Annotated in this window: 19 protein-coding genes; 15 read left to right on the forward strand and 4 right to left on the reverse strand. The window is 41.3% G+C overall.

Annotation, left to right across the window (positions count from 1 at the left end; all coding sequences use genetic code 11):
• Positions 1–19 precede the first annotated feature (19 nt).
• Positions 20–793, forward strand: coding sequence for an ABC transporter permease (locus tag DABAL43B_RS02695; protein WP_079693014.1), 774 nt, complete (start codon positions 20–22; stop codon positions 791–793).
• A gap of 108 nt (positions 794–901) precedes the next feature.
• A complete protein-coding gene (gene queF / locus DABAL43B_RS02700; RefSeq protein ID WP_079690957.1) occupies positions 902–1,765 on the forward strand; it encodes an NADPH-dependent 7-cyano-7-deazaguanine reductase QueF in 864 nt (287 codons plus the stop codon).
• Positions 1,766–1,887: 122 nt separating this feature from the next.
• Here the strand turns inward: queF and DABAL43B_RS02705 are convergent, their stop codons facing one another.
• Positions 1,888–3,606: a proline--tRNA ligase gene (locus DABAL43B_RS02705; protein ID WP_079690958.1), complete on the reverse strand. Its 1,719-nt coding sequence runs from the start codon at positions 3,604–3,606 to the stop codon at positions 1,888–1,890.
• A 594-nt stretch (positions 3,607–4,200) separates the two neighbouring features.
• Between DABAL43B_RS02705 and DABAL43B_RS02710 the strand changes: the two genes are divergently transcribed.
• Together DABAL43B_RS02710 and DABAL43B_RS02715 are read left to right on the forward strand one after the other, a co-directional pair.
• Positions 4,201–5,004 carry a DUF4230 domain-containing protein gene (locus DABAL43B_RS02710; protein ID WP_079690959.1) on the forward strand — a complete coding sequence of 268 codons (804 nt, stop codon included), beginning with the start codon at positions 4,201–4,203 and terminating at the stop codon, positions 5,002–5,004.
• Between the two features lie 169 nt (positions 5,005–5,173).
• Positions 5,174–5,386, forward strand: coding sequence for a hypothetical protein (locus tag DABAL43B_RS02715; protein ID WP_079690960.1), 213 nt, complete (start codon positions 5,174–5,176; stop codon positions 5,384–5,386).
• A 188-nt stretch (positions 5,387–5,574) separates the two neighbouring features.
• On the opposite strand, the gene DABAL43B_RS02720 is transcribed toward DABAL43B_RS02715, so the two are convergent.
• Positions 5,575–7,215: a cryptochrome/photolyase family protein gene (locus DABAL43B_RS02720; RefSeq protein WP_079690961.1), complete on the reverse strand. Its 1,641-nt coding sequence runs from the start codon at positions 7,213–7,215 to the stop codon at positions 5,575–5,577.
• A 190-nt stretch (positions 7,216–7,405) separates the two neighbouring features.
• Between DABAL43B_RS02720 and DABAL43B_RS02725 the strand changes: the two genes are divergently transcribed.
• The 9 genes from DABAL43B_RS02725 to DABAL43B_RS02765 all read left to right on the forward strand — a co-directional run bounded on the left by DABAL43B_RS02725 (position 7,406) and on the right by DABAL43B_RS02765 (position 18,630).
• Complete coding sequence (locus DABAL43B_RS02725) at positions 7,406–8,089, forward strand: phosphoribosylanthranilate isomerase (protein ID WP_079690962.1); 684 nt, start codon at positions 7,406–7,408, stop codon at positions 8,087–8,089.
• A gap of 123 nt (positions 8,090–8,212) precedes the next feature.
• Positions 8,213–9,487: a tryptophan synthase subunit beta gene (gene trpB / locus DABAL43B_RS02730; protein WP_227516723.1), complete on the forward strand. Its 1,275-nt coding sequence runs from the start codon at positions 8,213–8,215 to the stop codon at positions 9,485–9,487.
• 127 nt (positions 9,488–9,614) lie between these two features.
• A complete protein-coding gene (gene trpA / locus DABAL43B_RS02735; RefSeq protein WP_079690963.1) occupies positions 9,615–10,439 on the forward strand; it encodes a tryptophan synthase subunit alpha in 825 nt (274 codons plus the stop codon).
• A gap of 336 nt (positions 10,440–10,775) precedes the next feature.
• Complete coding sequence (accD, locus tag DABAL43B_RS02740; RefSeq protein ID WP_079693016.1) at positions 10,776–11,651, forward strand: acetyl-CoA carboxylase, carboxyltransferase subunit beta; 876 nt, start codon at positions 10,776–10,778, stop codon at positions 11,649–11,651.
• Positions 11,652–11,839: 188 nt separating this feature from the next.
• Complete coding sequence (locus DABAL43B_RS02745; protein WP_079690964.1) at positions 11,840–13,222, forward strand: bifunctional folylpolyglutamate synthase/dihydrofolate synthase; 1,383 nt, start codon at positions 11,840–11,842, stop codon at positions 13,220–13,222.
• A 274-nt stretch (positions 13,223–13,496) separates the two neighbouring features.
• On the forward strand, positions 13,497–14,702 hold the full coding sequence (locus DABAL43B_RS02750) for an SPOR and LysM peptidoglycan-binding domain-containing protein (RefSeq protein ID WP_079690965.1): 1,206 nt from the start codon (positions 13,497–13,499) through the stop codon (positions 14,700–14,702).
• Between the two features lie 311 nt (positions 14,703–15,013).
• On the forward strand, positions 15,014–15,544 hold the full coding sequence (locus DABAL43B_RS02755; protein WP_079690966.1) for a DUF2726 domain-containing protein: 531 nt from the start codon (positions 15,014–15,016) through the stop codon (positions 15,542–15,544).
• 244 nt (positions 15,545–15,788) lie between these two features.
• Positions 15,789–17,264 (forward strand): hypothetical protein, encoded by a 1,476-nt coding sequence (locus DABAL43B_RS02760; RefSeq protein WP_079690967.1) that lies wholly within the window; start codon positions 15,789–15,791, stop codon positions 17,262–17,264.
• A gap of 97 nt (positions 17,265–17,361) precedes the next feature.
• The gene (locus DABAL43B_RS02765; RefSeq protein WP_145952485.1) at positions 17,362–18,630 is read left to right on the forward strand and encodes a hypothetical protein; all 1,269 of its coding nucleotides are present in this window, start codon (positions 17,362–17,364) and stop codon (positions 18,628–18,630) included.
• 62 nt (positions 18,631–18,692) lie between these two features.
• Here the strand turns inward: DABAL43B_RS02765 and DABAL43B_RS02770 are convergent, their stop codons facing one another.
• Positions 18,693–19,646: a DUF1853 family protein gene (locus DABAL43B_RS02770; protein ID WP_079690969.1), complete on the reverse strand. Its 954-nt coding sequence runs from the start codon at positions 19,644–19,646 to the stop codon at positions 18,693–18,695.
• A gap of 412 nt (positions 19,647–20,058) precedes the next feature.
• Positions 20,059–21,057, reverse strand: a complete 999-nt coding sequence (locus DABAL43B_RS02775; protein ID WP_079690970.1) for a hypothetical protein — start codon at positions 21,055–21,057, stop codon at positions 20,059–20,061.
• Positions 21,058–21,961: 904 nt separating this feature from the next.
• Between DABAL43B_RS02775 and DABAL43B_RS02780 the strand changes: the two genes are divergently transcribed.
• A complete protein-coding gene (locus DABAL43B_RS02780) occupies positions 21,962–24,352 on the forward strand; it encodes a type I restriction-modification system subunit M (RefSeq protein WP_079690971.1) in 2,391 nt (796 codons plus the stop codon).
• A complete protein-coding gene (locus tag DABAL43B_RS02785) occupies positions 24,352–25,686 on the forward strand; it encodes a restriction endonuclease subunit S (RefSeq protein WP_197684667.1) in 1,335 nt (444 codons plus the stop codon). The genes DABAL43B_RS02780 and DABAL43B_RS02785 overlap by 1 nt, the downstream gene beginning before the upstream one ends.
• Positions 25,687–25,695: the final 9 nt, after the last annotated feature.

Genomic DNA, 25,695 nt, shown 5'->3' on the forward strand with positions numbered 1-25,695 from the left:
TATAGATCCTAATGAGACGATGTCTGCAGCCAAAAAGTGGATTGCTTTTCAAACTATTTTAATAAAAGAGATTCGTCGAATACTGCGTATTTGGCCACAAACCCTGTTGCCACCGGTCATTACCATGGCTTTATACTTTGTCATCTTTGGTAAGATGATCGGCTCGCGAGTGGGGGATATGGGCGGCGTACCATACATGCAGTTTATCGTCCCAGGTCTCATCATGATGGCAGTGATTACCAATAGTTATTCTAACGTGGTATCGAGCTTTTTCAGTGCTAAATTTACCGCCAGTATTGAAGAGCTGTTGGTATCTCCGGTTTCTAAGCACGCCATATTAATGGGTTACATCGGCGGTGGTATTTTTCGCGGTCTGATTATTGCTATTATTGTCTCCATCGTTGCATTATTCTTCACTAAGCTGGGTATCGAGCATTTATTCGTCACTATATTTACGGTACTAGGAACGTCTATTCTGTTCTCACTTGGCGGCTTTATTAATGCGGCTTATGCACGCTCATTTGATGACATTACTATTATTCCAAGCTTCGTCCTGACACCTTTGACCTTTCTTGGCGGGGTGTTTTATTCGATGGAGAATTTATCGCCATTTTGGTATAACATCTCACTACTAAATCCTATCGTCTATATGGTCAACGCATTTCGTTACGGTATCCTTGGCTATTCGGATGTCAACGTCTGGTATTCGATGGCAGCGATTTTTGTATTTTGCGTGGTGTTCTATGTCATGTCTTATCGTTTATTAAGTGATGGCTCGCGTATTCGCTTGTAGATACCTTTTCCCTTAATGAGAAATCCAATACAATAAATATTGATAATAAATCACCATTTATAAACAGTAATACATAGTCATAAATAATATAGATATGAGGAAGTATAAATGAGCATTCACGGTGTTTTAGGCGAGCAAACCACTGATTATCCGACCCGATATAGTCCAGAGACGCTATATCCTATTGCTCGTAGTATGGGACGTGATGCCATTGGCTGGCAAGATGATAAGCTAAAAGTGGGCGTCGATTGGTGGCATGCGTTTGAGCTGTCATGGTTAAATACGCAAGGTATTTCGCAAGTCGCGGTAGCACGCTTTGGTATTCCGGCAAGCTCGCCATTTATTGTTGAATCTAAATCGTTAAAGTTATATCTAAACAGTATTAACTTCACTGAGTTCGCCAGTTGGGAAGAAGTACAAGCCTTGGTTGCGAAAGATTTATCAGTATGTGTGCAAGCCGACGTTAAGGTTGAGTTGTTTGCATTAGATGATGCGTTATCAGGATTGTTAATTACGCAACCTGACGGCATTTGTATTGATAACGCGCTTGTGGATAGTAGTGATAAGGTAGCGTTATGTGAGCACCCAGATGCATCGTTATTGAGTGATGATAAAACGGATGCTAATTTGGAAAGCAGAAGCACTCAGCCCTATACTTTCTACTCTAATTTGCTACGTAGTAATTGTCCAGTGACCAACCAGCCAGACTGGGGTACGTTAGCAGTTTCAATTACTAGTAATAAAGCAATCAATGAAGCCAGTATGCTGCGTTATATTTTAAGTTTCCGTCAGCATAATGGCTTTCATGAGCAATGTGTTGAGCAGATATTTGCTGATTTAAGTCAACACTATGAGCCAAGTGAGCTCATGGTTCGCGCATGGTATACACGCCGTGGTGGTATTGATATCAATCCTTGCCGCGTGAGTGATATTGCATTATTGCCAGCACCAAGTCGCTTGATTCGTCAGTAAATGTAAGCATTAATAATGATTAATCATATTTAAAGAACTTTTAGACAAAAATTCTAGCCGAAAAAAAGCGCCTATTTCATTAAATGAGATAGGCGCTTTTTTATTGCTAATGTTTTCTTAAGCTATTTGCTGCTTACTTTTGCCAATACTTCTTCGCGGCTTAGTAATTGCTTCTCGCTATCACGGCGATTGACGTATTCGTATTTGTCTTCCGCAAGATTGCGATCAGAAACCACGATACGATGTGGAATACCAATCAATTCAAGATCGGCAAACTTCACGCCTGGGCGTTCATTACGATCATCAAGTAATACATTAATACCAAGTGCTTTGAGCTCTTCGTATAATGCGGTGGCGGTTTGCATGACCGTCTCTTCTTTAGACTTCATGGGTACGATAGCCACTTCAAACGGTGCCAGCGAATCAGTGACATCTGGCGTTGATGGCCACATGATGCCATTTTCATCGTTGTTCTGTTCGATAGCGGCGGCGATAATGCGGCTAACGCCGATACCGTAGCAACCCATCATTAAGGTGACTGGTTTGCCATCTTCGCCTGAAACGGTGCAGTTCATCGCTTGTGAATACTTATCACCCAACTGGAAGATATGACCGACTTCGATACCGCGTTTGATTTGTAGCGTGCCTTTACCATCAGGAGAAGGATCGCCTTGATTGACGTTGCGAATATCAACAATACGGGTGATATGAGCATCGCGCTCCCAATTCATACCAATGGTATGTTTGTTCACCTCATTGGCACCAGAAACGAAGTCTGAGAGTGCTGCTGCTGCACGATCGACAAAGACGGGCATATCAAGCTCAACGCCGATATAGCCTTTATGTAGACCGGCAGCTTTCAATTCTTCTTCAGTTGCCATCGTTAGAGGTACATTGGCTTCTTCGATTTTCTCAGCTTTGATGGTGTTCAGCGTATGGTCGCCGCGTAGTACGACAGCGATAAGCTGAGGCTCACCTTCAGGAGTATGGCCATTTACGATCAATGTTTTGACTGTGGTGGCAAGTGCAACGTCTAAATACTCAGCAACTGCTTCACAAGTAGGCATATTGATGGTATCAACATTTTCACGTGTCATCGTCGCAGGTTGACGTTCTGCGGTGCTCACCGATTCCGCAAGCTCTACGTTCGCAGCATAATCAGAAGAATCTGAGAAGGCGATATCATCTTCACCACTATCTGCTAGCACGTGGAACTCATGCGAGGCAAAGCCGCCGATAGAACCGGTGTCTGCTTGTACAGCACGGAAATCCAAACCCAAACGGGTAAAGATACGCGTATAAGCCTCATACATCTCGTCATAAGTCTTTGCCAATGACGCTTGGTCGACGTGGAACGAATAGGCGTCTTTCATAGTAAATTCGCGCGCGCGCATCACACCGAAGCGTGGACGAATCTCATCACGGAATTTATTTTGAATCTGAAAGAAAGTAATCGGTAGCTGTTTATAACTGCGCAGCTCGCCTTGGGCAAGATTGGTGATCACTTCTTCGTGCGTTGGCCCTAAAACAAAATCACGATCATGACGGTCTTTAAAACGTAATAGTTCAGGACCATAATCGTTAAAACGTCCGGTCAGCTGCCAAAGCTCAGCAGGCTGGGTCATCGGCATAAGCACTTCTTGTGCGCCAACACTTTGCATCTCTTCGCGAACGATACGCTCGACTTTTTGCAACACGCGCAAGCCCATTGGCAACCAGATATATAATCCAGAAGCGATTTTGCGAATCAGACCCGCTCTTACCATTAATTGGCTTGAAGCGATATCCGCATCATTAGGCGTTTCTTTTAGGGTGGCAAATAAAAATTGACTGGCTTTCATAAATAAAGCATAACCTTATCAACGATAAAATAAATAAGAAATAGTAGGATATTGAGCGTGTGGTTTGATGGCCGACGCAAGATGACCTTTTATCACTTGGTAATAGTCTAGGACATGGCCTAGCTAAAAAGCACTTCAACAGACAGTACTATATTAGATAATGCGTTAATAAATAGCACTTCAAAAAAGGGCGTAACTTTTCATTTCTGTATAAAAATATCTGTACGTACATCGTAGTATTTAAGACGTATAAGCCTGAAAAAAAATGTAAAACGATATTTCAAACATACAACCTGACTATGTTAGGTAAAGTTCGCCTAAGACGCAATGACTTTTTGTTTTTTCAGAGCGAACGTTACTGAAAGAGTCAAATCAGACGGCTACAACTCGATTATTTACCAGTTTTGAGCGTATTTATGGCAATTGAAGAAGTGTTTTTTGGAAAGGCTATTATTAGTAATTATGTAGAGTATTGGTAGCCATTACTTGAAGTTGCTGCTTAGAAATAGCATTTATTATTTAGAACGTCATTTTTTAAAACGTAGTTTTTCATGTAATTATAAAAATAAATGATAAAACTCTCAAGGTGCTTATATGAACAGTCCTGATGACCGTAATACCCATTCTCAAGCTGACAGCGCTTTAATAAATAATAAAGATGCTCTTAGTAAAAACCCTAAAAAACGACCTGTGTCGATAATGTCATGGTTGCTGTTAATTGTCAGTTTAGCGGCTCTAGCTTTTGCTATTTATATTGCGCAACATTCTGAACCAGAAGAAGCTGTTGAAACCATTACCCGTGAGGGCGTGGTGACACAAATACAAAAGCTTAATCGCTTACAAACGGTTGCCTTTAGTGTAGATACCGTGATTACCAGTCAGAAGCAAGGCAGTTGGTCAAAGCTATGGCAAGATGAGCAAAAAGGACTATTCATCGCTCGTGGGCGTGTACAGGCTGGTATTGACTTAAGCGCGTTAACACCAGATATGGTGCAAGTTGTGCAACCTATTGATCAAATTAATACTGAGGCATCTGATAACGATTCATCTGCTATTGATAGCACTGCTAATGTCGATGCGCCAATATCCATTATGCCGCAGATTAATATTACCTTGCCACCATCAGAGATATTCTCAGTCTATTTAGATGATATTGAAATTTATGATTGGCAAACCGGCGCTTTTGGCATGATGCAAGTTGATCCTAAAATCTTAGAGCAAGCACAAAGTATGGCCAAAAAAGAAGTACTTGAGCGTGCCTGTCGCGGCGATGTGATGACTATGGCACTAGAGAATGCACAAGTGCAGTTGCAGCAGTTATTTGCTTTGACGGGAGCCGTCGTTACAGTTACCACACAAGGTGCAGGCGCGTGCCAGATGCCAGTAAATAATGCCTAGATAATTTTACCAAAACCATAAAATGGGCAATCATACGGTAGCCTATGGCTAAAATCGTTAAAACCACTGAAAGTAACGCCATTTATATTGTATAGTAGAACTTATCTGTTATTCATAATTAACTTATGAATTTCGTTAGTGATATAACATTATATAAGAGGTGGCGCATATGACAACTCCTAATAATAAACCGTCTTCTAAGCCTGAACGTCAGCTTAATAAGCGTCTTAAGCCAAAAGAATCGCTCTCGTTTTCTACATGGATATTATTAATTATAAGCTTTACCTTGTTAGCCTATGCTCTCTACACTATCCAAACCCGTATATTAGAAGCGCCAGCTGCCACTAATAAGGGTGTAGGTAATGTGACTAAAGTGCAGTAGGTGAAGTTTTTATTAAATTGATGCTTTAGTGTTGACGTCATATAGTGAGTTCAGTATAAAAACGATACAGCGGAACTGAAATGGATTTTTCGCAGCCTCTATCGGCGCAGGCACAGCAAGCCAGAAAAATTTATTCCAGTTTCGCGTAAAAACATCATGTATCTGTTTTATTTAGAATTGACTATATGTCAGTCTTTTTTAAATTCAGCAATCGCTAACTGCCGAGCTACTTTATGATCGACCATAGGCTGTGGATAGTCAATTTTAACTAGCTGACCACTGGTGCTAAGCAGCTTGCGCATCTTATCTTCGCTATGCAAAATGCTGGCAGGAACTTCTTTTAGCTCAGGTAGCCAGTTCTTAATAAATATCCCATCAGGGTCATGGCTTTTGGCTTGGCTAAAGGGGTTCATAATACGGAAATAGGGCGCAGCATCGGTGCCAGTTGACGCACTCCATTGCCAGCCGCCATTGTTTGACGCAAAGTCACCATCTATCAGCTGCTGCATAAAATAGCGCTCGCCTAAGCGCCAATCAATCAATAAGTCTTTGGTCAAAAACATCGCTGTCACCATACGCAAGCGATTGTGCATAAAGCCTGTCGCATTGAGACAGCGCAGTGCCGCATCGACTAATGGCACGCCAGTCTTACCTGCACGCCACGCATTAAAGTCCTGCTGATTATAAGACCAATTAACCTTGATATCGGTATCATGTTTATAAGCTTGGTGGCGGATAAGTTCGGGCTTATAGTCTAAAACATGGCGATAAAAATCTCGCCAAGCCAGCTCACTTATCCAGCGGTTGATGTCATTATTATTAACGCTATCAGAATTACCAAAGTTATCATTTTCATTTCCGTGCAATTCGCCCAACGCCTTAGTCGCTTGTAAGTAGCAAAGTCTGGGACTGATTGCACCAATAGTCAGATAAGCTGATAACTGGCTGGTCGCCTGTAAGCTTGGCACATCGCGACTTACATCATAGTTATTAATATCTTCAGCGATAAACTGATCTAGTCGATGACAAGCAGCAACTTCACCAGCAGGGTAAGCGCTGCGTGCTTGGTTGAGCTGGGCATCCGTATCTATATACTTATACGCTTCATCACTCTGTAAATGTTGTTGATAGTCGCTGACGGTTTTTTTGCATAATGCTTCTATAGCGTCGCTAGTGTCTGCACTAACTTTCGATGATTTTAGATCTACTTTATTGTTATTTATAGCTGGTGCTTGATGCATTTGTATATCGCCCACCTCCAAGGTATGTTGCCATTTCTTATAAAATAGGGTAAATACTTGATACATGCTGTTGTCATTGGTGGTGATGGTTTGCGGAGGTAAGATACATTGATCATGCCAGCGGATAAACTCGATATCGGTATCGAGGAGCTGTTTGGTTAATTGCTCATCACGTGCAATCTCATTGCCTTCGTACTCATAATTGGCCATGATACAGCTGATATTGTTTGCGATACATAGCGCGTTTAGTGTCTTAACACAATCAGAAAAGCTCGGACAAACCTGTACGGTTAATTTGATATTTAATTGAGTTTGCAAATTTTTTGCGAGAACAGGTAAGGTGCGCGCGATATGGTCAAGCTGTGTGAGTGACATATCATGTGCTTGCCATTGTTCAGGGGTGCAAAAAAACACCGCGCTGACCTGAGCATTCTCTGCGTTTGCCCGATCACAAAGAGCAGCTAGAGCGGTATTATCATGAACTCGTAGATCGCGGCGAAACCACATTAAGTAATGCGGCTGACTCATATTTTTCTTAATATCCTTACTATTGCTGTTTTTTGTGCTTTCCGCCATCGTTTTAGACATCCAAGAATCCTTATTTTAATCAATCGCAATCATAAACAAAACTATGAATAAAAGTATGCTAGGATAAGTTTTTGTATGCAATTGATTAGCCGTTCAATTAACAAATTATCATCATATATTATAATTAACAGCTTATTATAATTTATAATCAATGCTTATATATTGTTAAGATTATATTTAAGGTCATGAAATGCACGTTAAGTTTTGCGGTTTTACCCAGCTTAGTGATGTTCATACCGCTGCACAATTGGATGTGGATGCGGTCGGTTTGGTGTTTTATCCACCAAGCCCGCGTGCTGTGACAATCGAACAAGCTCAAATACTAAGTGCAGCTTTACCAGCTTTTATCAGTGTGGTGGCTTTAGTGGTTAATATGCCTGAGGATGAACTGATTAAACTGGCAAACAACGTCTCTTTTGATATCATTCAATTTCATGGTGATGAAAGCCCTGAGCAGTGCCAGCAGCTGGCAAGGTCAGTTAATAAGCGCTGGATTAAAGCCTTACGTATCAATACCGAGCAAGATACGCTTGAGAGAGTTAATACACAGATTGACAATTTTGCCGCAGCAGGCGCTAGCAGCATATTATTAGATGCTTACCATCAACATAAATATGGCGGTACTGGCGCACGCTTTGACTGGAGCCTTATACCAAAAGAGAGCTCACTACCGATTATCTTAGCGGGTGGACTTGATGCTGACAATGTTGCTATGACTTATGATTTGCCTATTTATGCAGTCGATGTCAGCGGTGGTATTGAGATTGATAAAGGTAAAAAAGACCCTGCTAAAATGCGGGCCTTTATGAAAGCGGTCAAACGCGACCGATGGCAAAACGCGACGCTTAGCGAACCTTCGAATATAAATAGCTAGCTTTATAGTTTCAAATTTTATAGTTTCAAACTGCCAAAGCTAACGACGTAAACTGTTTCCCCTATAGTTATTTTAAAAAAATACTAATCCTAAAAAATACCACTTATTACAGTAGGAATTACCATGAGTCATGTCGCTAATAAAGATTTATCTACCACCGCCCAAGCTATCAATACCTTTACCAATCCAGAAAGCGTGCAAGATTTTAATCAATATCCTGATGCCCGCGGACATTTTGGTGTCCATGGTGGCCGCTTTGTCTCTGAAACCTTGATGGCAGCACTAGAAGAGTTAGAAACGTTATATACCAAAGTCAAAGCTGATCCTGCATTCTGGGAAGAGTACCACAACGATTTGGTCAATTATGTTGGTCGCCCAACGCCGCTTTATCATGCTAAGCGCCTGAGTGATGAGATTGGCGGTGCGCAAATTTACTTTAAGCGTGAAGATCTAAACCATACTGGCGCGCACAAGGTAAACAACACCATCGGACAAGCGCTACTCGCTAAAATGAGTGGTAAAAAACGTATTATTGCAGAGACCGGAGCAGGGCAACATGGCGTTGCGACTGCGACGATTGCCGCGCGTTTGGGTCTAGAGTGTATTGTTTATATGGGCGCTGACGATGTTGAGCGTCAAAAAATGAACGTCTATCGTATGCGCTTACTTGGTGCGACGGTTGTACCAGTCACCTCTGGCTCACGCACGCTTAAAGACGCCATGAACGAAGCGATGCGTGACTGGGTGACCAATGTTGATAGCACGTATTATATTATTGGCACGGTTGCCGGTCCGCATCCTTATCCACTACTCGTACGTGATTTCCAAGCGATCATCGGTAAAGAAGCGCGTATTCAGCATTTACAAATGACGGGTAAATTACCAGATGCGTTAGTTGCTTGTGTTGGCGGTGGCTCTAATGCCATTGGTTTGTTCTTTGACTTCCTAAACGACACAGAAGTTAAAATGTATGGCGTCGAAGCAACAGGCGATGGCATCGAAACTGGTCGTCATTCAGCGCCGTTGGCAGCAGGTCGTATTGGTGTATTACACGGCAACCGTACGTATTTGATGGCGGATGACGAGGGTCAAATTCAAGAGACCCATTCTATCTCGGCAGGACTTGATTATCCTGGTGTTGGTCCTGAGCACAGCTTCTTAAAAGACATGAAGCGTGTCGAATATGTCGGCTGCACCGATAAGGAATCGTTAGAAGGTTTTCATGAAGTCACACGTAAAGAAGGCATCATTCCTGCGCTTGAATCTGCTCATGCCGTTGCTTATGCACTGAAGCTAGCTAAAACCATGACCCCTGACCAAACGATTATCGTTAATATGTCAGGTCGCGGCGACAAAGATTTGCATTCAGTGATGAAGGCAGAAGGTATCGAGTTGTAATCACAACTATCTTTACTAGTTATTGCATTATCCTTATAAGAAAAACTGCTTAGCGCCCTTTAATATTTAATACAGATTATTTAATAAAGGGTGGAATAAGCTAGTTTATAATAATTAAGAGACCACTATGACCAGAATTGAAAGCACTTTTGAAAATTTAAAAGCACAAAATAAAAAAGCACTCATCCCTTATGTGATGGCAGGCGATCCTAATCCTAGTAACTTTGTTGGTTTGCTACATGACCTAGTCAAGCACGGCGCGGATATGATTGAAGTTGGCTTGCCGTTTTCCGATCCAATGGCAGATGGTCCAACTGTTGCGCTGGCAGGGGAGCGTGCATTAGCAGCGGGCACCAGTACTCGTGATGCGCTAAAGATGGTCGCAGAGTTTCGTCAGCAAGATACACAAACGCCAATTATCCTCATGGGTTATCTCAATCCAGTTGAGATTATTGGTTATGATAACTTCGTGGCGTTATGCGAGCAGTCAGGCGTTGATGGGATTTTGATGGTTGATTTGCCACCAGCGGAGGCAGGTAGCTTTACCCAGCACTTAACTGACCATACGATGAATGAGATTTTCTTATTGTCTCCAACGACTTTGGCTGAACGTCGTCAGCAAGTATTGACCCATTGTGGTGGCTATATCTACTATGTATCGCTTAAAGGTGTGACTGGTTCGGCAACGCTAGATACTGACGATGTCGCTAAGCATGTAAAAGCGATTAAAGCAGAAACTGATTTGCCAGTTTGTGTCGGGTTTGGTATTCGTGATGCGACGTCAGCTAAAGCAATCGGTGCTAATGCTGATGGTATTATCGTCGGTAGTGCATTGGTGCAGAATTTTGCTGATATCGATGCCAATGATGCCACGGCTGTCGCTAATGCACAGCAGAAAATCATGGCAAAAATGGATGAGTTACGCGGCGCACTGGATAGTTTGAATGCTTAATTTTTTAAGAGTGCGAATGGCTGAGTTAAAATAGCGTCACATTTTTTATAATAATGTTTATACAGACACGGTCAATTGGCTTTGCTAAAGTTAGTTTACGTGTGTAAACTAACATCACATATAAATTGTTACAGTTACGCGTAAGCGTGCTTTATAACTGCTCATGTTATGACTGTATGTGACTCTTAAACTGATTCTTATAAAACGACTCTTAGTGACAAGTGAATGAGCCAACTTGCCGATAAGCCTTTGATAATGGCGAATAATATGACTGATACGATAACAAAATCTGAAACTAATAATGATGGTGCTGCTAGCGCTCAGCAGAGTAGTAATATGGCTGGGCAATCATGGTTTGATCGCCCGATACCGGGTATAAAGCAGCAATTAACAGCGCCATTAACCGCAGTAGAAACCGAGCCGTCAACAGAATGCACGAGTTGTCATTCAATGATTACTAATACGGCGCTGATTTTTAACTGTTATGTCTGCCCGCATTGTGACCATCATTTACCGATGAGTGCTCGTGAACGCTTAAACTGGTTGCTCGATCAAGTAGAAGGTGAACTTGGGCAAGAATTTACCGCCAAAGATCCGCTAAAATTTGTAGATAGCAAGCCTTACCCACTACGGATGACGGAAGCACAGACCAAAACGGGCGAGAGCGAAGCGCTGATCGTGATGTATGGTAAGCTGCGCAATCTTGATGTGGTCACTTGTGCGTTTGACTTCCGCTTTATGGGCGGCTCTATGGGGTCAGTGGTTGGTGATCGTTTTGTCCAAGCTGCCGAAAAAGCCCTTGAAGATAAAGTACCTTTAGTCTGCTTTGCTGCTTCTGGCGGTGCGCGTATGCAAGAAGGTGTGCTTTCATTAATGCAAATGGCACGAACTGCTGCTGCGATTGAACGCTTAAGAATTGCTGGCGTGCCGTATATCGTGGTACTGACCAATCCTGTTTACGGCGGTGTGACCGCATCACTTGCAATGCTTGGTGATATTCATCTGGCAGAACCTAAAGCGATGATTGGCTTTGCTGGCAAGCGCGTGATTGAACAGACCGTACGCGAGACGCTAGAAGAGCCGTTCCAGCGTGCTGAGTTTTTATTAGAGCATGGTGTGGTTGATGAGGTAGTGCATCGTCATCAGCTGATTGATACTATTTATCGTCTGCTAGCAAAATTATCCCGCGTACCTAATGTTGATGCTCAATAGGTTAATAAACCTATTATTGAGTCTCTTATTAAGTATATAACGGCTTAGCGGCGTGCTAATATCTGCCAAATATGTAAAACTAACGAATAGCATTTATCGTAAATAACGGTAAATGCTATTTTTGCTTTCTACCAAGCTCGTTATACTGTCTTTATTCTTTATTGCAAACTTTGATATAGGTTTTGTCCATGTCTGATTCTTTAGTTTCTCATAGCCCTAGCAGCAGTAGCCCTCACAATGAAGCCAGCCTGACCGAATGGCTTGATTATATGCAGCAGATCCATGTTTCTGCGATAGATATGGGCTTATCACGCGTGCTACCAGTCGCTGAGGCACTAGGGGTGGTACAGTCAGCTAAAGATGACACTTATGTATTTACCGTCGCAGGCACCAATGGCAAAGGTTCAACGACTGCGGTTATTGCGCAGATGTGCCAAGCTGCAGGGTATAAAACGGCACTGTATCAATCGCCTCATCTGAGCGTTTTTAACGAGCGTGTGCGCATCAATGGCGAGATGGTCAGTGATGAGACCTTAATTAATGCCTTTAGCAAAGTAGAAGCAGCACGGTTGCAGTGCGATTTAACTTTGTCATTTTTTGAGATGACGACACTCGCAGCTTTACTTATATTTGCCGAAGCAGATTGTGATGTTTGGGTATTAGAAGTAGGGCTGGGCGGACGTTTGGATGTGGTCAATATTATTGATGCTGATATGGCAGTCATTACCAACATCGCCATCGATCATGTCGATTGGCTAGGCGATAACGTTGAAGATATTGGTACGGAAAAAGCGGGTATCTTACGTGATGGCATTAGCGTGATTTATGGCGCTAATGAGATGCCAACCAGTGTACAGCAAGCCATTGATAAGCATCAGGCGACCTGTTATCAAATGGGGAAAGATTTTAGTTACCGCGAAATTGACTCAACTACGTGGCAATATAGCAATGCCGCTGTTACTTTACAATTGCCACGCCCTGCGCTGTCGTTGACCAATACCGCCAATGCCTTGTCAGCGGTATTGGCAAGTCCATTAAATGTTGATACCAATGCCATCGAGCAAGCCCTACAAACGGTAAAGCTCGCAGGTCGCTTTGATTACCGTGAGATGCACGCTCGTCATTGGTTATTTGATGTGGCACATAATGAGCAGGGCGTTGAGTTTTTGTTGGCACAGTTATTACCGCTTTGGCAGCAGCATTTGGCAAAGAAACATACAGCTGAACAAGTTAATGAAATTAACCAAGCAAAAAGCGCACCTGCCAGCATTAAAATGCTGTTTTCCATGCTGGGTGATAAAGATATCAATAAAGTCGTGCAGCGTTTGACCGAAGCAGGTTTACCGATTAGCGGCTGGTTTATTGCCGAAATTGATTATCCACGGGCAGCCAGTACGGAGCATTTGCAAGGTATCTTAGCGCGCTATGTCGATGATGCTCAGATACATGAGTTTAAACGTTTGTCAGAAGCAACCTATGCGATTATAGCTGCCAGTCAGCCACAAGATTTAATCGTGGTATGTGGCTCTTTTCATACGATTGGAGAGGCATTGTTTGCACTTGAGATGTGATGATTTAAGTTAAAACCGTGACCGTTTAATGTTAGTCTTAGTAGCAGCGTGATGGCAGACAGCATGAAAAATATGCTTTATAATCAAAGTGATTTAGAAGGCTGTTATTAGAAGGTCGGCATAAAATTTGAAAACTGTTTGAAAACTGATAGACGTAATCGGCGGCAGTAACTGTTTATCAAGGCTATTTATAGTATAGCTTTCTATAACATAGCTTTGAGACGATAGCTTCGCCGCTCAATCAACCTTATTACCAACTAAGAGACGTAAACGGATGAATTTTTCGAGACAAGCCTTATTGGGCATTGGGATGATTATAGGCGGTAGCGTGATGCTATACGCTATGGTGCAACAGATTGGTGATACGAATAAACCAGCGCCAACGTCAGCGATGATAGATAAGCCAAGTAGCGATCAAGCGTCTCCGCAGCCACTGACGACTGATATCGAGACAGAAAAACGTATCTTGGCACAAAAACAAAAAGAACGTGCGGCTCGCGTCGCAGAGCAAGAAAAGCGTGCCAAGCTGTTCTTAACTGAACAAGAGGCCGCTGAGGCACAAGCATTGGCAAAAGCAAGAGCTGAAAGTCAGCAGTATATGGCTAGCAGCGCACCCGCTGCTGAAGACAGTGTCAATAAAGAGACGGCAAAAAATACACTTGAAACGCCAACCACGCAGTTGAGCAATAATAATAGCGCTAATACATCAGCTGACACGACCACAAACTCGAGTACTAACGACCAGCAAAAATCTGCCCAAGCGCAACAAGAAGCTCAGCGACAAGCCAGCATCAGAGCACAAGCCGCTGCTAAAAAGTTAGCAGATAGCAAAAAAGAAGCTGAAGCGAAAAGGCAGGCTGAAGCACAGGCCATGGCTGAGAACAAAAGAGAGGCGGCTAAAGTAGCAGAAGCAGCTAAGAATGAGCCGCCTAAGTCGCCCTCTGATTATCAAGTCAAAAGAGGCGATGGTCTGATTAAACTGGCACGGCAATACAATATGCCGGTAGAAGTCTTGGCTCAAGCGAACAACCTCTCACCATCGGCATCGTTACAGCTGGGTCAAAATATAACCATCCCATCACGTAAGCAAGTACAGCGTTTAGAGCGTGAAGCAACAACTGCTGAGCAATCGCGTGAAGACAAGCGTCAAAAAGAAGAAGCGTTAGCCAAGAAGTCGGTTGATGCGAAGCGTGACGCCCAGCAGAAACTCAGTGAGGCTCGCAAGGAAGTTAAAGAAACTGATGCTAAAGGTAGCTTTGGCGTGCAAGTGGCGTTGGCGAATGACCAAGCCAAAGCGGATGAATTAGCAAAAAAATTCCAAGCAGCAGGCTATCAAGTTAAGACCAGTACTACTAGTCGCGGTGTACGCGTGGTCGTAGGTCCCGAGCGTGGTAAAGTAGCTGCTTTAGCCCTAAAAGATAAAATCAATAGCGACCCCAAAGTTAATACGACCAGTGCTTGGGTATTATACTGGCGCTAAAATAGCGTCTAGGCTGCTACAAATGAATGATTCCTAAATAAATAGCATAGCTTTCGTTATATTTATTTAGCTTCTTACTTTCTTATGATTAAAACACGACATCTGATGTCGTGTTTTTTGTTTTAGTGTTTGCTGATTAGCCCATGCTTAGTTACGATGAGCGTCGCTTTTTTCTGTTTCTCTCTGTATAACCTGTCAGCCTATAAGGGCTGACAGGTTGCGGTTAGAGGTATGTCATCTTTAGCCAAGCTATCATATTAGCAAGGCTATCATACCTATCTAACTGTTTTGATAATGTATAAGGTAAAACAATGTCATTTGGTGTTATATTTTTAATATTGGCGGTTGGGTTTTTGGGGCTTATTACCTTACCAAAACTGTTTTCTACTAAACAAATTACTGAACCTGACCCGCAACCTGTACGCGGCGACGAGCTACCTATTTGGCCATTCGCGCCGATGCCGATTATGACCGCTACTGAGGTAATATTTTTTAATAAGTTAAAAAATGCGCTGCCGGAATATCATATCTTTGTGCAAGTTCAGCTGTCACGAATCATCGAGACGAACAGTAATGAGACCTCCGAGCGTAGCTTTTGGTTTAATCGAATCTGCCGTCAAAGTGTCGATTATGTGATCGTCGACGTTGATGCACAGACTACTTTGGTGGCCATCGAGCTTGATGATTGGACGCATAGCAGTAAAGCGCGACAAAAAGCGGATGATAAAAAAGATAAAGCCCTTGCTAGCGCGGGTATTGCCATTGTACGCTTTCATGCGGAACGTATGCCTAGTGCGGATATGCTGAGATATGAGCTAATGCAGGTTATTGAAAGTTATTGATAAGACGAATCAATAGTTTATTCTGCTATGAAAATTATTAACTTAGTTTTTACGTAACATAACGATAATAATTCTTTACCTTATAGACTAATTTAGCTAATAAATGTATGATTATTTACTTACAAGTGGACTTAAGTTTTCTTATTCTTAATTTGTCTTTTATCTTATTAAGAATCGCGAAAATGAATAAGTAAATTGAATTATATTATTCCAAAAAAATTCTATCAAGGTAAAGGACTATTCTATGAAAGTTTTTAAACTCACGGCAGTGGCACTAGCAAGTACCCTTTTATTAGCAGGTTGTGGCAGCGACAGTGATAATAATGGCTCTAGTAGTAATGGTCCAAACATTCCAGGTGTTCCTTCTAAACCAACTGTAGATAACAGTGTTGCTGAAATTGATCAAGCTAAAAGTATTATTCAAACCGCTAAGCAGTTTGTTTTAGACAATCAAGCAATCTCAGACGCTTATGAAGGCGCGAGCGATATTTTGACTAATAAACAACAGCAGCGTATTGATATCACTTTTGAGATACCAGAAAGTCTATCTACCTATATGAAAACAAAGAATAAGCAAAAGCTTACATCAGCCGATATTATCGCTTTAGGAACCGATGCTGACTTTAATAATGCGATAGGCAATATTACCTTAGCACCTAGCAGCGACTTTACTGCCATACAAAACGCAAATGGCGAATTTACTTTGTCTGGTACGACTACTGTCTTGAGTGAAAAAGAAGACTATATTTATAATCCTGAAACTGGTTACGGTGAATGGGTAGTTGTTGAAGATACATTTAGTACTACGTTTAATGGTTTCAAAAACAGTTTAAGCTCAAATGCTAGTAGTACAACTTTCAGCGGTGGTTTTGGCTTTAATAGCATTAATATTGGTTCAGGTAGTGAGCAAGTTGTCTTTAGCTCAACCTCAAAGGGAGCCACTATTAGTGGAGAGTTTAGCGACAAAGTTATAGTCAATGATGAGTTTGACTTAAACGATGTAAACCGAGCAGGCATTACCCTTAAAAGAGCGGTAATGGAATTGGGTGATTTGAAGATACAAGCCAATGACAGCATTATTAATGCCACTAAATTTAAAATTGCATTTTTAGATATGAGTCATAAACTTGCAAATGGTAAATTAGTGGTCAGAACGCTACCATCAACCATCAATTTGACAGGTCAGCTTATAAAAGTGAAACCTGCGACTAATGCTACCATTACACTAAACGCAGTTGCTAATGAAAATGATATTAAAAATATTATTAAAGTTACGGCAGACGGTAATGTTGAAGAAATCGCTAATAAGTTTGTCGGTATGGATGTCGTGCTATCACTCAAAGGTACAGTAGCAGGAAAGAATACGACTAGCACTTCTCCTGTTCCTCTTGATATCCAAGTAAACCTAAAGCGTACTGCTCGCAATGTAATTGAGTTACAAGCTCTAACTGCAACTGTTAATAAGAAAAACCTATACGTAACTGGTAAAACGACTTTAGATAGCGACTACAATGTCATTAGAACAGAGCTAACTTTCACTCAAAACAATGCAGTTATTGTATTAAATCTTGATGCCAATAATGACATTATAAAGCAAGATACTAGCACAGGTAAGCTTGCTGATATCAAGGTAAATGGCAGAATTTATGGTGAATTATTAGAAAACAATGGCAACACAAATGCTAAATTTATTGATAAATCCTTTATTCCTCTAGGCTAATTATAAGTATTTGAGATATTTATAATACTCGAGAAAGAGACAGCTAGCCCTGTCTCTTTTTTATGCCTGACGTCTTTTTAATACCGCTGAGAATATTATGACTATGTTTTGTACCTATCGTGCTAGCTGTGTTAAAAAATCAAGGTGGATAGACCAATCGCCTAAGCGTATGCAAGAGGGTCGTGCTTATTGCCAATCCACTTTATCCGTTAACCTATTATTGCTCATGAGTATGGGTATTGGCGTGTCTGCTACGGCGCAACAATCCAATCCTGTGTTTATGGAAGCTCCGGCTGTGGCAAGCCAATGGATAGCACCGCAGGTGACTACGGAGATTATGATTACCGCCCATAGCCCAGCGCAGCCAATTGCTGCTTTTATTAAGGAATGGGATGCGCCTCTAGAGTCGGGCAAGCATGCTTATGCGCAAGGACGCATGGCAGTAGAGGTGCGCCCAGCGAATAGTGCAATTAGTTATGGGTTGGGCTGGCGCTATGATTATATGATGCGTTTTAATCAAGAAACAGCCAACTTATACTGGCAATATAAAAACAAACAGATTCCTAATAAAGATCAGGTTTACCCGATCTATCTAGAAGCAAAGCATAATGAGCGTGTTGGCGCAAATATAGGTTTTACTCAGAAAATCGTTCCTAATTGGCAACTGACGGCATACGCGAATCTTTGGAAAGGGCTACATGCGCTTGAAGGGGATGCAGTAGGGACGTTGACTTCTCAGGCGGCTCTTGAGGGCGAAACGATTAGGAATATCGATCGTTTAAACAATATTAAAACGGATTTAAATTATTATTACGATAAGCCCGCACTTGGAGAAGAAGACCTAAATTGGTATCCGGATAAGCCTACAGGTTATGGCTATTCAGTAGATATCCAGCTGGCAGGGCAGATAACAGATAAGACCGCGCTTTTGGTTCGTGGCTATGATGTGCTTGGTCGCATGCATTGGCAAGACATGCCGAGTACTGAGTACGTATTAGATTACGATGTAAATAGAGCAATTATTGATGAAACGCACGGTCAATTAAGAACTAATAATGTTACTCAGACATTACCTTGGCGTATTGAGGGCAGTTTGACTCATCAATTGACAGATAAATGGCAGCTTGGTACCCATGCGCAAGCGAATGATATTGAAACCCTTTATCAGTTGTCAGCTGGTTATCAACTAGATAATCCATCTATGCCTATACCTATAGTTATTACCGGATTAATAGAACCGCAAACACAGGCACTTGGTTTAGCGATAGATAGCAAGTATGGTGGGATTAAATTACTGACTGATGATATTGATGCTGAAAAAGCCAAACGTAGTGAGATTAGCTTATATGGACGTTATGCTTGGTAAGCAATCAATTTAGAAAATCGGTTGCTTAAATTAACAGCTCAGCATGATAAAAAGCATAGTTGCTAAAACTTATCTTCTGCTCCGTCGCGTAGCTTAGGGTAGATGACTATCGGTCTATCTCCTTCGAAGTATAGTCCTGTTTTTAGTGCGCCATTTTCATCGTAGATAAAAGGCGATTGACGTCCATCGTAAAAGTCGCGTTTGCTGAACCATTCGATATAATGCGCGGCGCGCAATGCGGCTATATCAATCGTAGCGAGATTAGCCGTATCATTCTTATCGCACCATTCATGTATCGGAAAACTCGGCGCTAACCAAGCAGGATAAATAAAGTCATTGGCGTTTATTGGCAAAAAGAACCGACCCTTTATGACACCATAACGCTTATCAATCTTAACTTGTCCATGCTTTTCGGTTTCCACCCACACCGTACGAAACTGTTTGGTTTGCATATGGGTCATTTTGCGCTGCAAATTATCGTTGGAATTAATCCCAACCCAATTTTCAGGCTCAAAAGGCACTGATCCCATAAAGAATTTAATCGCCAACTCCCAATGTTCGGTTAGCTTTTCTTTATGGTTATATAAAATCAAATCTAGCTCGCCAGTCGTCTGTTTGCCGTTGAATAACTGCACATTACTAGCCAGTATCTCGTATGGATGTAAGTTACGCGCAAAACCATCTTCTAACCAAAATGATAGCAATCCTTCAAAATGAAAACCCAAACGATTGGGGCTGGGCCTTTTTAATAAATAGCGGGTTAGCTCCTGATAATCATTGGTAGTATCCAGCTCTTTTAAACGCTGCTGATATGCCTCAAACTGCATTTGCCAAAAACTTGCGCTATGTACCGTAATCGCATGTGTATTCTGATGTGGCGCAAAGTCCAGCCACGCCGTCAAAACATTTGGACATGCCAGCACGTAAGCCAAATCTCGCACATAAGGTCGCTGGTATGCTTCCCAAGGTGCATAAGTTGTGGGAGTATCAGGGCGTGTAGTCTTAAACTCAGACATAGGTCAAACCAGAGTAAACATAAGGTATTTACCCTAGCGGCTTGTTTAGTAAAAGTCTATAGATGACAAGTATCAGCTAGGGTAGTGCTTGATTGTCCTATTACTAAATCATGATATAAAAATTAAGCTGAATATCTGGTGCATTTGATAATAAAGGCACTAGGATAATGATCAGAAATTTTAGTATAGCCAATGACAATTTGGGTGGTTTGTTAAATATTTTTTGGACTGATGATTTTGTGATGGTTGAAACTTCAGATTTTTCTAAGTGTGACATATTTATAGCTCCATATTTACCGTAACTTGATTGATACGGCTCTCAACATGGCTCTATGGTATGAGGTGTGGCTAATTAAAAAAATCCCCTTAACCTATGCTTATATAGATTAACTTAGGTTGAGGTACAATTAAATTATGATTGTGGTCTGCCTGCTTCACTAGCATAGCTAGGTGATACTTCTTTAATCCATGGTTTTAAGTTTATAGTATGATTAGGGAGTTCTGTATCAAAGCCAGCATCTATTAATTTAGACCATACTATTTCACACATTTCACCTATCTTTATATTGTTTTCGATATCTCGTTTCCAATGTTCTATAGCTGTATGTTTTGCAAACTCTTTAGCTAGTATTTTTTTCTGACTAATTCCTTTACGAGGTTCAAAGTGCATTCTATTTTCAATAGGTTTATTATTTATAACCTCTTCTTCAATTCTTAATAAATCTTTATGTAAAATAATTAAATTATCAATATTTATACGAATTTCAATAAATGAAAATGTATCTCTTTTATCAAATGAACATAGATAAGGAAATTTCTCTGTAAATTCATTTAAATCATCGTCATCCGTAGAGTCAATCACAAAGCTTAAGGTGTTAATTTCTAACATACGATATTTTTTATCTTTCACAGTTATATCCCATTCATCGAGTTGCTTTGGCTTACATGGATTGTCATTATGACTAGAGTTATAAACAAAACCTTCTATTAAAAGTAATAAAGTCGAATCTTGTAAATTATTAACCATCGCTAAATTAAACAAAGAATATTCATCTACTCTGAATAAGATAAACCCCATATATAAATCATCTATTAATCCATTAGATACTCTTTTTTCCAGTTTATGTGCAATCTTTAAAGTTGGCTTTACTTCTTCTTCACTTAAGCTGTAGACATCGTTAGGAAAGACATTTGAATCATAAGATTCAATCTTTACACGTAATGGCTTTTTAGAAAGATTGTCCATACGAAAATGAATAAAAGCATTTACTCCTCTACTAGATATTAGTTTTAACAATTTTTTTGGTTTTATATTATCAGTTTTATATTTTCTATTTAAGTATTCGCTAGCTTCTTGCAAGCTATAATATTCTAAAGTATCGAAACTTAATGCTATATCGTTATTGCTCACAATTCACACCTCTACACTCTTAAATCAAAGTAGATGCAAGGTGGTGATAGTACAAGAATATGAGTAAATACCTTTTACTTGATCATTCCTAGCCTTGCCCAAAGTTCTATCATTTGTTCTTTGAATACATCATACAATCACTAGCCAAATTTAGCATAAAAAAAGCCAACCATTGAAAACAATGATTGGCTTTTCTGTATTACTACTATATTTGGTCGGAACGGCAGGAAGTAAAGTGTAGGCTGAATGCTTTTATATAAAAGGCTTTAGGTTTTATAAAATAAAAATATACCGCAAAATATACCGCAATTTGCAAAAGTCACTTTGGACTTAGCGGCCATCAGTATATAAAAATAACGAAGATCTGTTAGCCGGTATAAATAATTAAGATTGCTTATTGTCACTTTTATTTACAAGTTTTCTTATATTTATCGTTTTCTTTGAAATATTCTTAGTGCTGAGCAATAGATAAACGAATAAATTCGCATGCATTTTGAGTGTGCCACCACACATTTAAATCAACTACTGTAAGTAGATGATTACTCCATTTCCTGCTTCCTGAGTTTTTTTCTGCTTCCAATGCCAACTACCTATTTCATTGGCTTAGAGACGGTTTTTTGTTTTGGAATAAATGTCTAAATCAGGGTTTTTTGCTTCCTAAATTTCTTGCTTCCTGACTTTCTGCTTCCAAAAATTATTATCTATTCTTAACAAGAATTCTTTTATTCAATATAACCTTTAATTCCGCTTTCATGCTGGTCTTTATATACCCTACTATCATACAATGAGCTTTATAAGCCGTCATAAGTCGATGTACGCCATCGCAGTACGTGTTAGCCAATTTTTAAGCCTGTCATATCATCCCAAGCATTTACCCTTGCTCAACAAACAATAAGACAATCCCATGACCAAAAACTTCTCTCAAACAGCGGCTTTCATCTGGTCTGTTGCTGACCTATTACGTGGTGACTTTAAGCAATCGCAATACGGCCGTATTATCCTGCCATTCACACTGTTGCGCCGCTTAGAGTGCGTATTAGAAGATACTAAGGCAGATGTGGTTGCAGAGAGCCAGCGTATCGCTGAGATGGGTTTGCCAGAGGAAGCGCAAGAGAAGTTCATCATTCGTGCCAGCAAGCGACCGTTCTACAATATCTCGCCGATGGATCTCAGCAAGATGGGTCAAAGCGATATCAAAGATAACCTCAATACTTACGTACAATCTTTTTCTAAAGACGCGCGTGAGATATTTGAGCATTTCAAATTTGAAGAGTTTGTCGGTCAGTTAGCGGATGCCAACCTACTTTATAAAGTGGTGCAGATGTTCGCCAATACCGATCTGAGCCCTGAGACTATCTCTAACCATGAAATGGGCTTTGTCTTTGAAGAATTAATACGCCGCTTTGCTGAAAGTTCTAACGAAACCGCAGGGGAGCATTTTACCCCGCGTGATATCGTCCGCCTGACTACCTCACTGGTATTTATGGAAGATGATAACGCCCTGACTAAAGACGGCATTATTCGCACCATATATGACCCGACAGCGGGGACGGGCGGTTTCTTATCCTCTGGTATGGAATACGTGCTAGAGCTGAACCCTGACGCCGTGATGCGTACCTATGGTCAAGAGCTAAACCCTGAGTCCTATGCAATCTGTAAAGCCGATATGCTCATTAAAGGGCAAGAGGTTAATAACATTAAGCTGGGTAATACCTTATCCAATGATCAACTGGTCGCTGAGAAGTTTGACTATATGCTATCTAACCCGCCGTTCGGCGTAGATTGGAAAAAGATATCAGGCGAGATCAATGATGAGCATACGCAAAAAGGTTTTGACGGTCGCTTTGGGGCTGGCTTGCCGCGCGTGTCTGATGGTTCGCTATTGTTCCTGATGCACTTGCTTAGCAAGATGCGTCCGATTACTGGTGATGATAAAACGACAGACAACGGCAGCACTCAAAACAGCAATCAAGGCAGCCGTATCGGTATCATCTTAAATGGCTCGCCGTTATTCACGGGCGGCGCAGGGAGTGGCGAGAGTGAGATTCGCCGTTATATCTTAGAGGCCGACTTGTTAGAAGCCATCATCGCCTTGCCAAACGATATGTTCTATAACACCGGCATCGCTACCTACATCTGGATATTAAGCAATAAGAAAACAGCTGAGCGTAAAGGTCACGTGCAACTGATTGACGGTAGCAATCTATACAGCAAAATGCGTAAATCACTTGGCTCTAAGCGTAATGAGATGAATCATGACGACATCAAGACCATTACCCGCAGCTTTGGTGACTTTGAAGTGGTTGATGCGCGTGTGCTAGATAAGCCAGAAGAGGTGAAGTCCAACCGTGGTCGTCAGTCGGCTAATCCTAAATCTGAGCCCGCCAAAACCTTTGCCAGTAAAATATTTGCCACCTATGAGTTTGGCTATCGCCGCCTGACTATTGAGCGTCCGCTACGTCTATCAGCCCAGTTATCTGATAGTGATATCGAGAGCCTACGCTATGCGCCTAAGCCTTTTGATGTGGTCATGCCAGCGCTATATGAGAAGTTTGGTAGTGACTGGACGACTGATAGCGAAAATAATAACTATGGTGACTTATCAGCGGTCACGTTAGAAGCACGCGCCATGATTAAGGCAGACTTTAGCGAGCTGAAAGAAAGCCAAGTCAAAGACGTACTGGCCGCTAAGGTATGGCAGTCGCAGCTTGTGCTAATGAATAAAGCTAAGGCATTACAAACGGCTATCGGCACGCGCCAATTTGATGACTTCAATGAGTTTGAAAGAGTGTTCAAGCAAGCTCTAAAAGACGCTGATGTTAATCTTGATACCAAAGAGAAAAAACAGCTGATAGATGCCATCACGTGGAAGAACCCCAATGCTGAGCCGGTCATCAAAAAGACGGTTAAGGCTGCCAATCCGCTGTATGGTGCGTTTAGCTACAAACCTGCCCCGACTAATCAACAAGCGGACAAGCCCGCCAAAATCGTAGAGTTCCAGCCAGATGGTGACTTGCGTGATTATGAAAACGTACCGCTTGACCCAAGCATGACCACCACGGCGCTGATTGAAGCGTACTTCGCTTGTGAGGTGCAGCCGCATGTGCCGGATGCGTGGATTAATGCCGATAAGGTGGATGCTATCGATGCAGAGATTGGCGTGGTCGGCTATGAGATACCGTTTAACCGTCACTTCTATGTGTATGAGCCACCGCGCGCGCTTGCCGATATCGATGCGGACTTGGATGCGGTTAGTGCGGAAATTATGCAGTTATTGGGTGAGGTGCATTCGTAATGACTGAAGTGCTAACGAAGTATCAGCAGTATGCAGAATATAAGGATTCTGGGGTTGAGTGGTTAGATGTTATTCCAATGCATTGGGTTATGAGTAAGATTAAGTATATTGCGCCATTTCAAGTGGGTTGGACACCACCGACAGGTAATGACTCTAATTTTATAGGTGAAAATATTTGGGCTAATATATCTGATTTGAGAGGAAAGGTAATTACTGACACCGTCAAGAGAATCTCAGATAAAGCAGCTAAAGAAGCATCTATGGATATAACTTCCAAAGGCTCACTGCTTTATAGCTTTAAATTATCTGTAGGGTCTGTATCTTTCGCTGGTTGTGATATGTACACAAATGAAGCTATTGCATCTTTCACATCGGATTCTTTGCTACCACTTGAATACTTATACTATGTTTTGCCAAAGTTTTTAATTGAAAACGCATCTACAAATATATATGGAGCAAGGATTCTTAACCAAGAGTTAATAAAAAATGCGATTATTCTCAAGCCTACTTATGAAGAAGCTGAAACAATCGCTAACTTCCTCGACCATGAAACCGCCCAAATCGATACCCTAATCGAAAGACAGCAAACCTTAATAAAACTATTAAAAGAAAAGCGCCAAGCCGTTATCAGTCATGCTGTGACCAAAGGCTTAAACCCTGATGCAATAATGAAAGATTCTGGGGTGGAGTGGTTGGGGGAAGTGCCGGAGCATTGGAGTGTTAAGAGTTATAGACATGCGTCTAAAATTTATCGCGGTAAGTTTGGTCACAGACCACGTAACGACCCTGCTTTTTATGACGGTGAATATCCTTTTATTCAGACTGGCGATGTAGCACGTGCAGGAAAAATTATAACTTCATATTCGCAAACCTTAAATGAAAAAGGTAAAAGCGTAAGCCAGTTGTTTCCAGAGGGCACTTTGATGATGGCGATTGCTGCAAATATTGGTGATACAGCAATTTTAGGTTTTGAAGCATACGCGCCAGACAGTGTTATTGGTTTTAAACCTTATACAGGCGTCGGTGTTGAGTTCTTAAGATATAGTTTTTTAGCAGCTCTACCTGCATTTGAGCAAACGTCGACTCAAAGTTCTCAAGCAAATTTGAATATAGATAGGGTTGGTACTGTTAAGGGAGCTTTTCCTTCGCATAATGAGCAAAAGGAAATCGTAATTTATTTAGATAACATGCTAGAACATTACAGAGCAATTGAAGTGAAAGCAAATGAGCAAATCCAACTGATGCAAGAACGCCGTACGGCTGTAATATCTGCTGCTGTCACGGGCAAGATTGATGTGAGAAGTTGGGAAGCGCCTGATAGTGAAGCTATGTAAGGTGTATTT

This window comes from Psychrobacter sp. DAB_AL43B (assembly GCF_900168255.1).
GTDB lineage: Bacteria > Pseudomonadota > Gammaproteobacteria > Pseudomonadales > Moraxellaceae > Psychrobacter.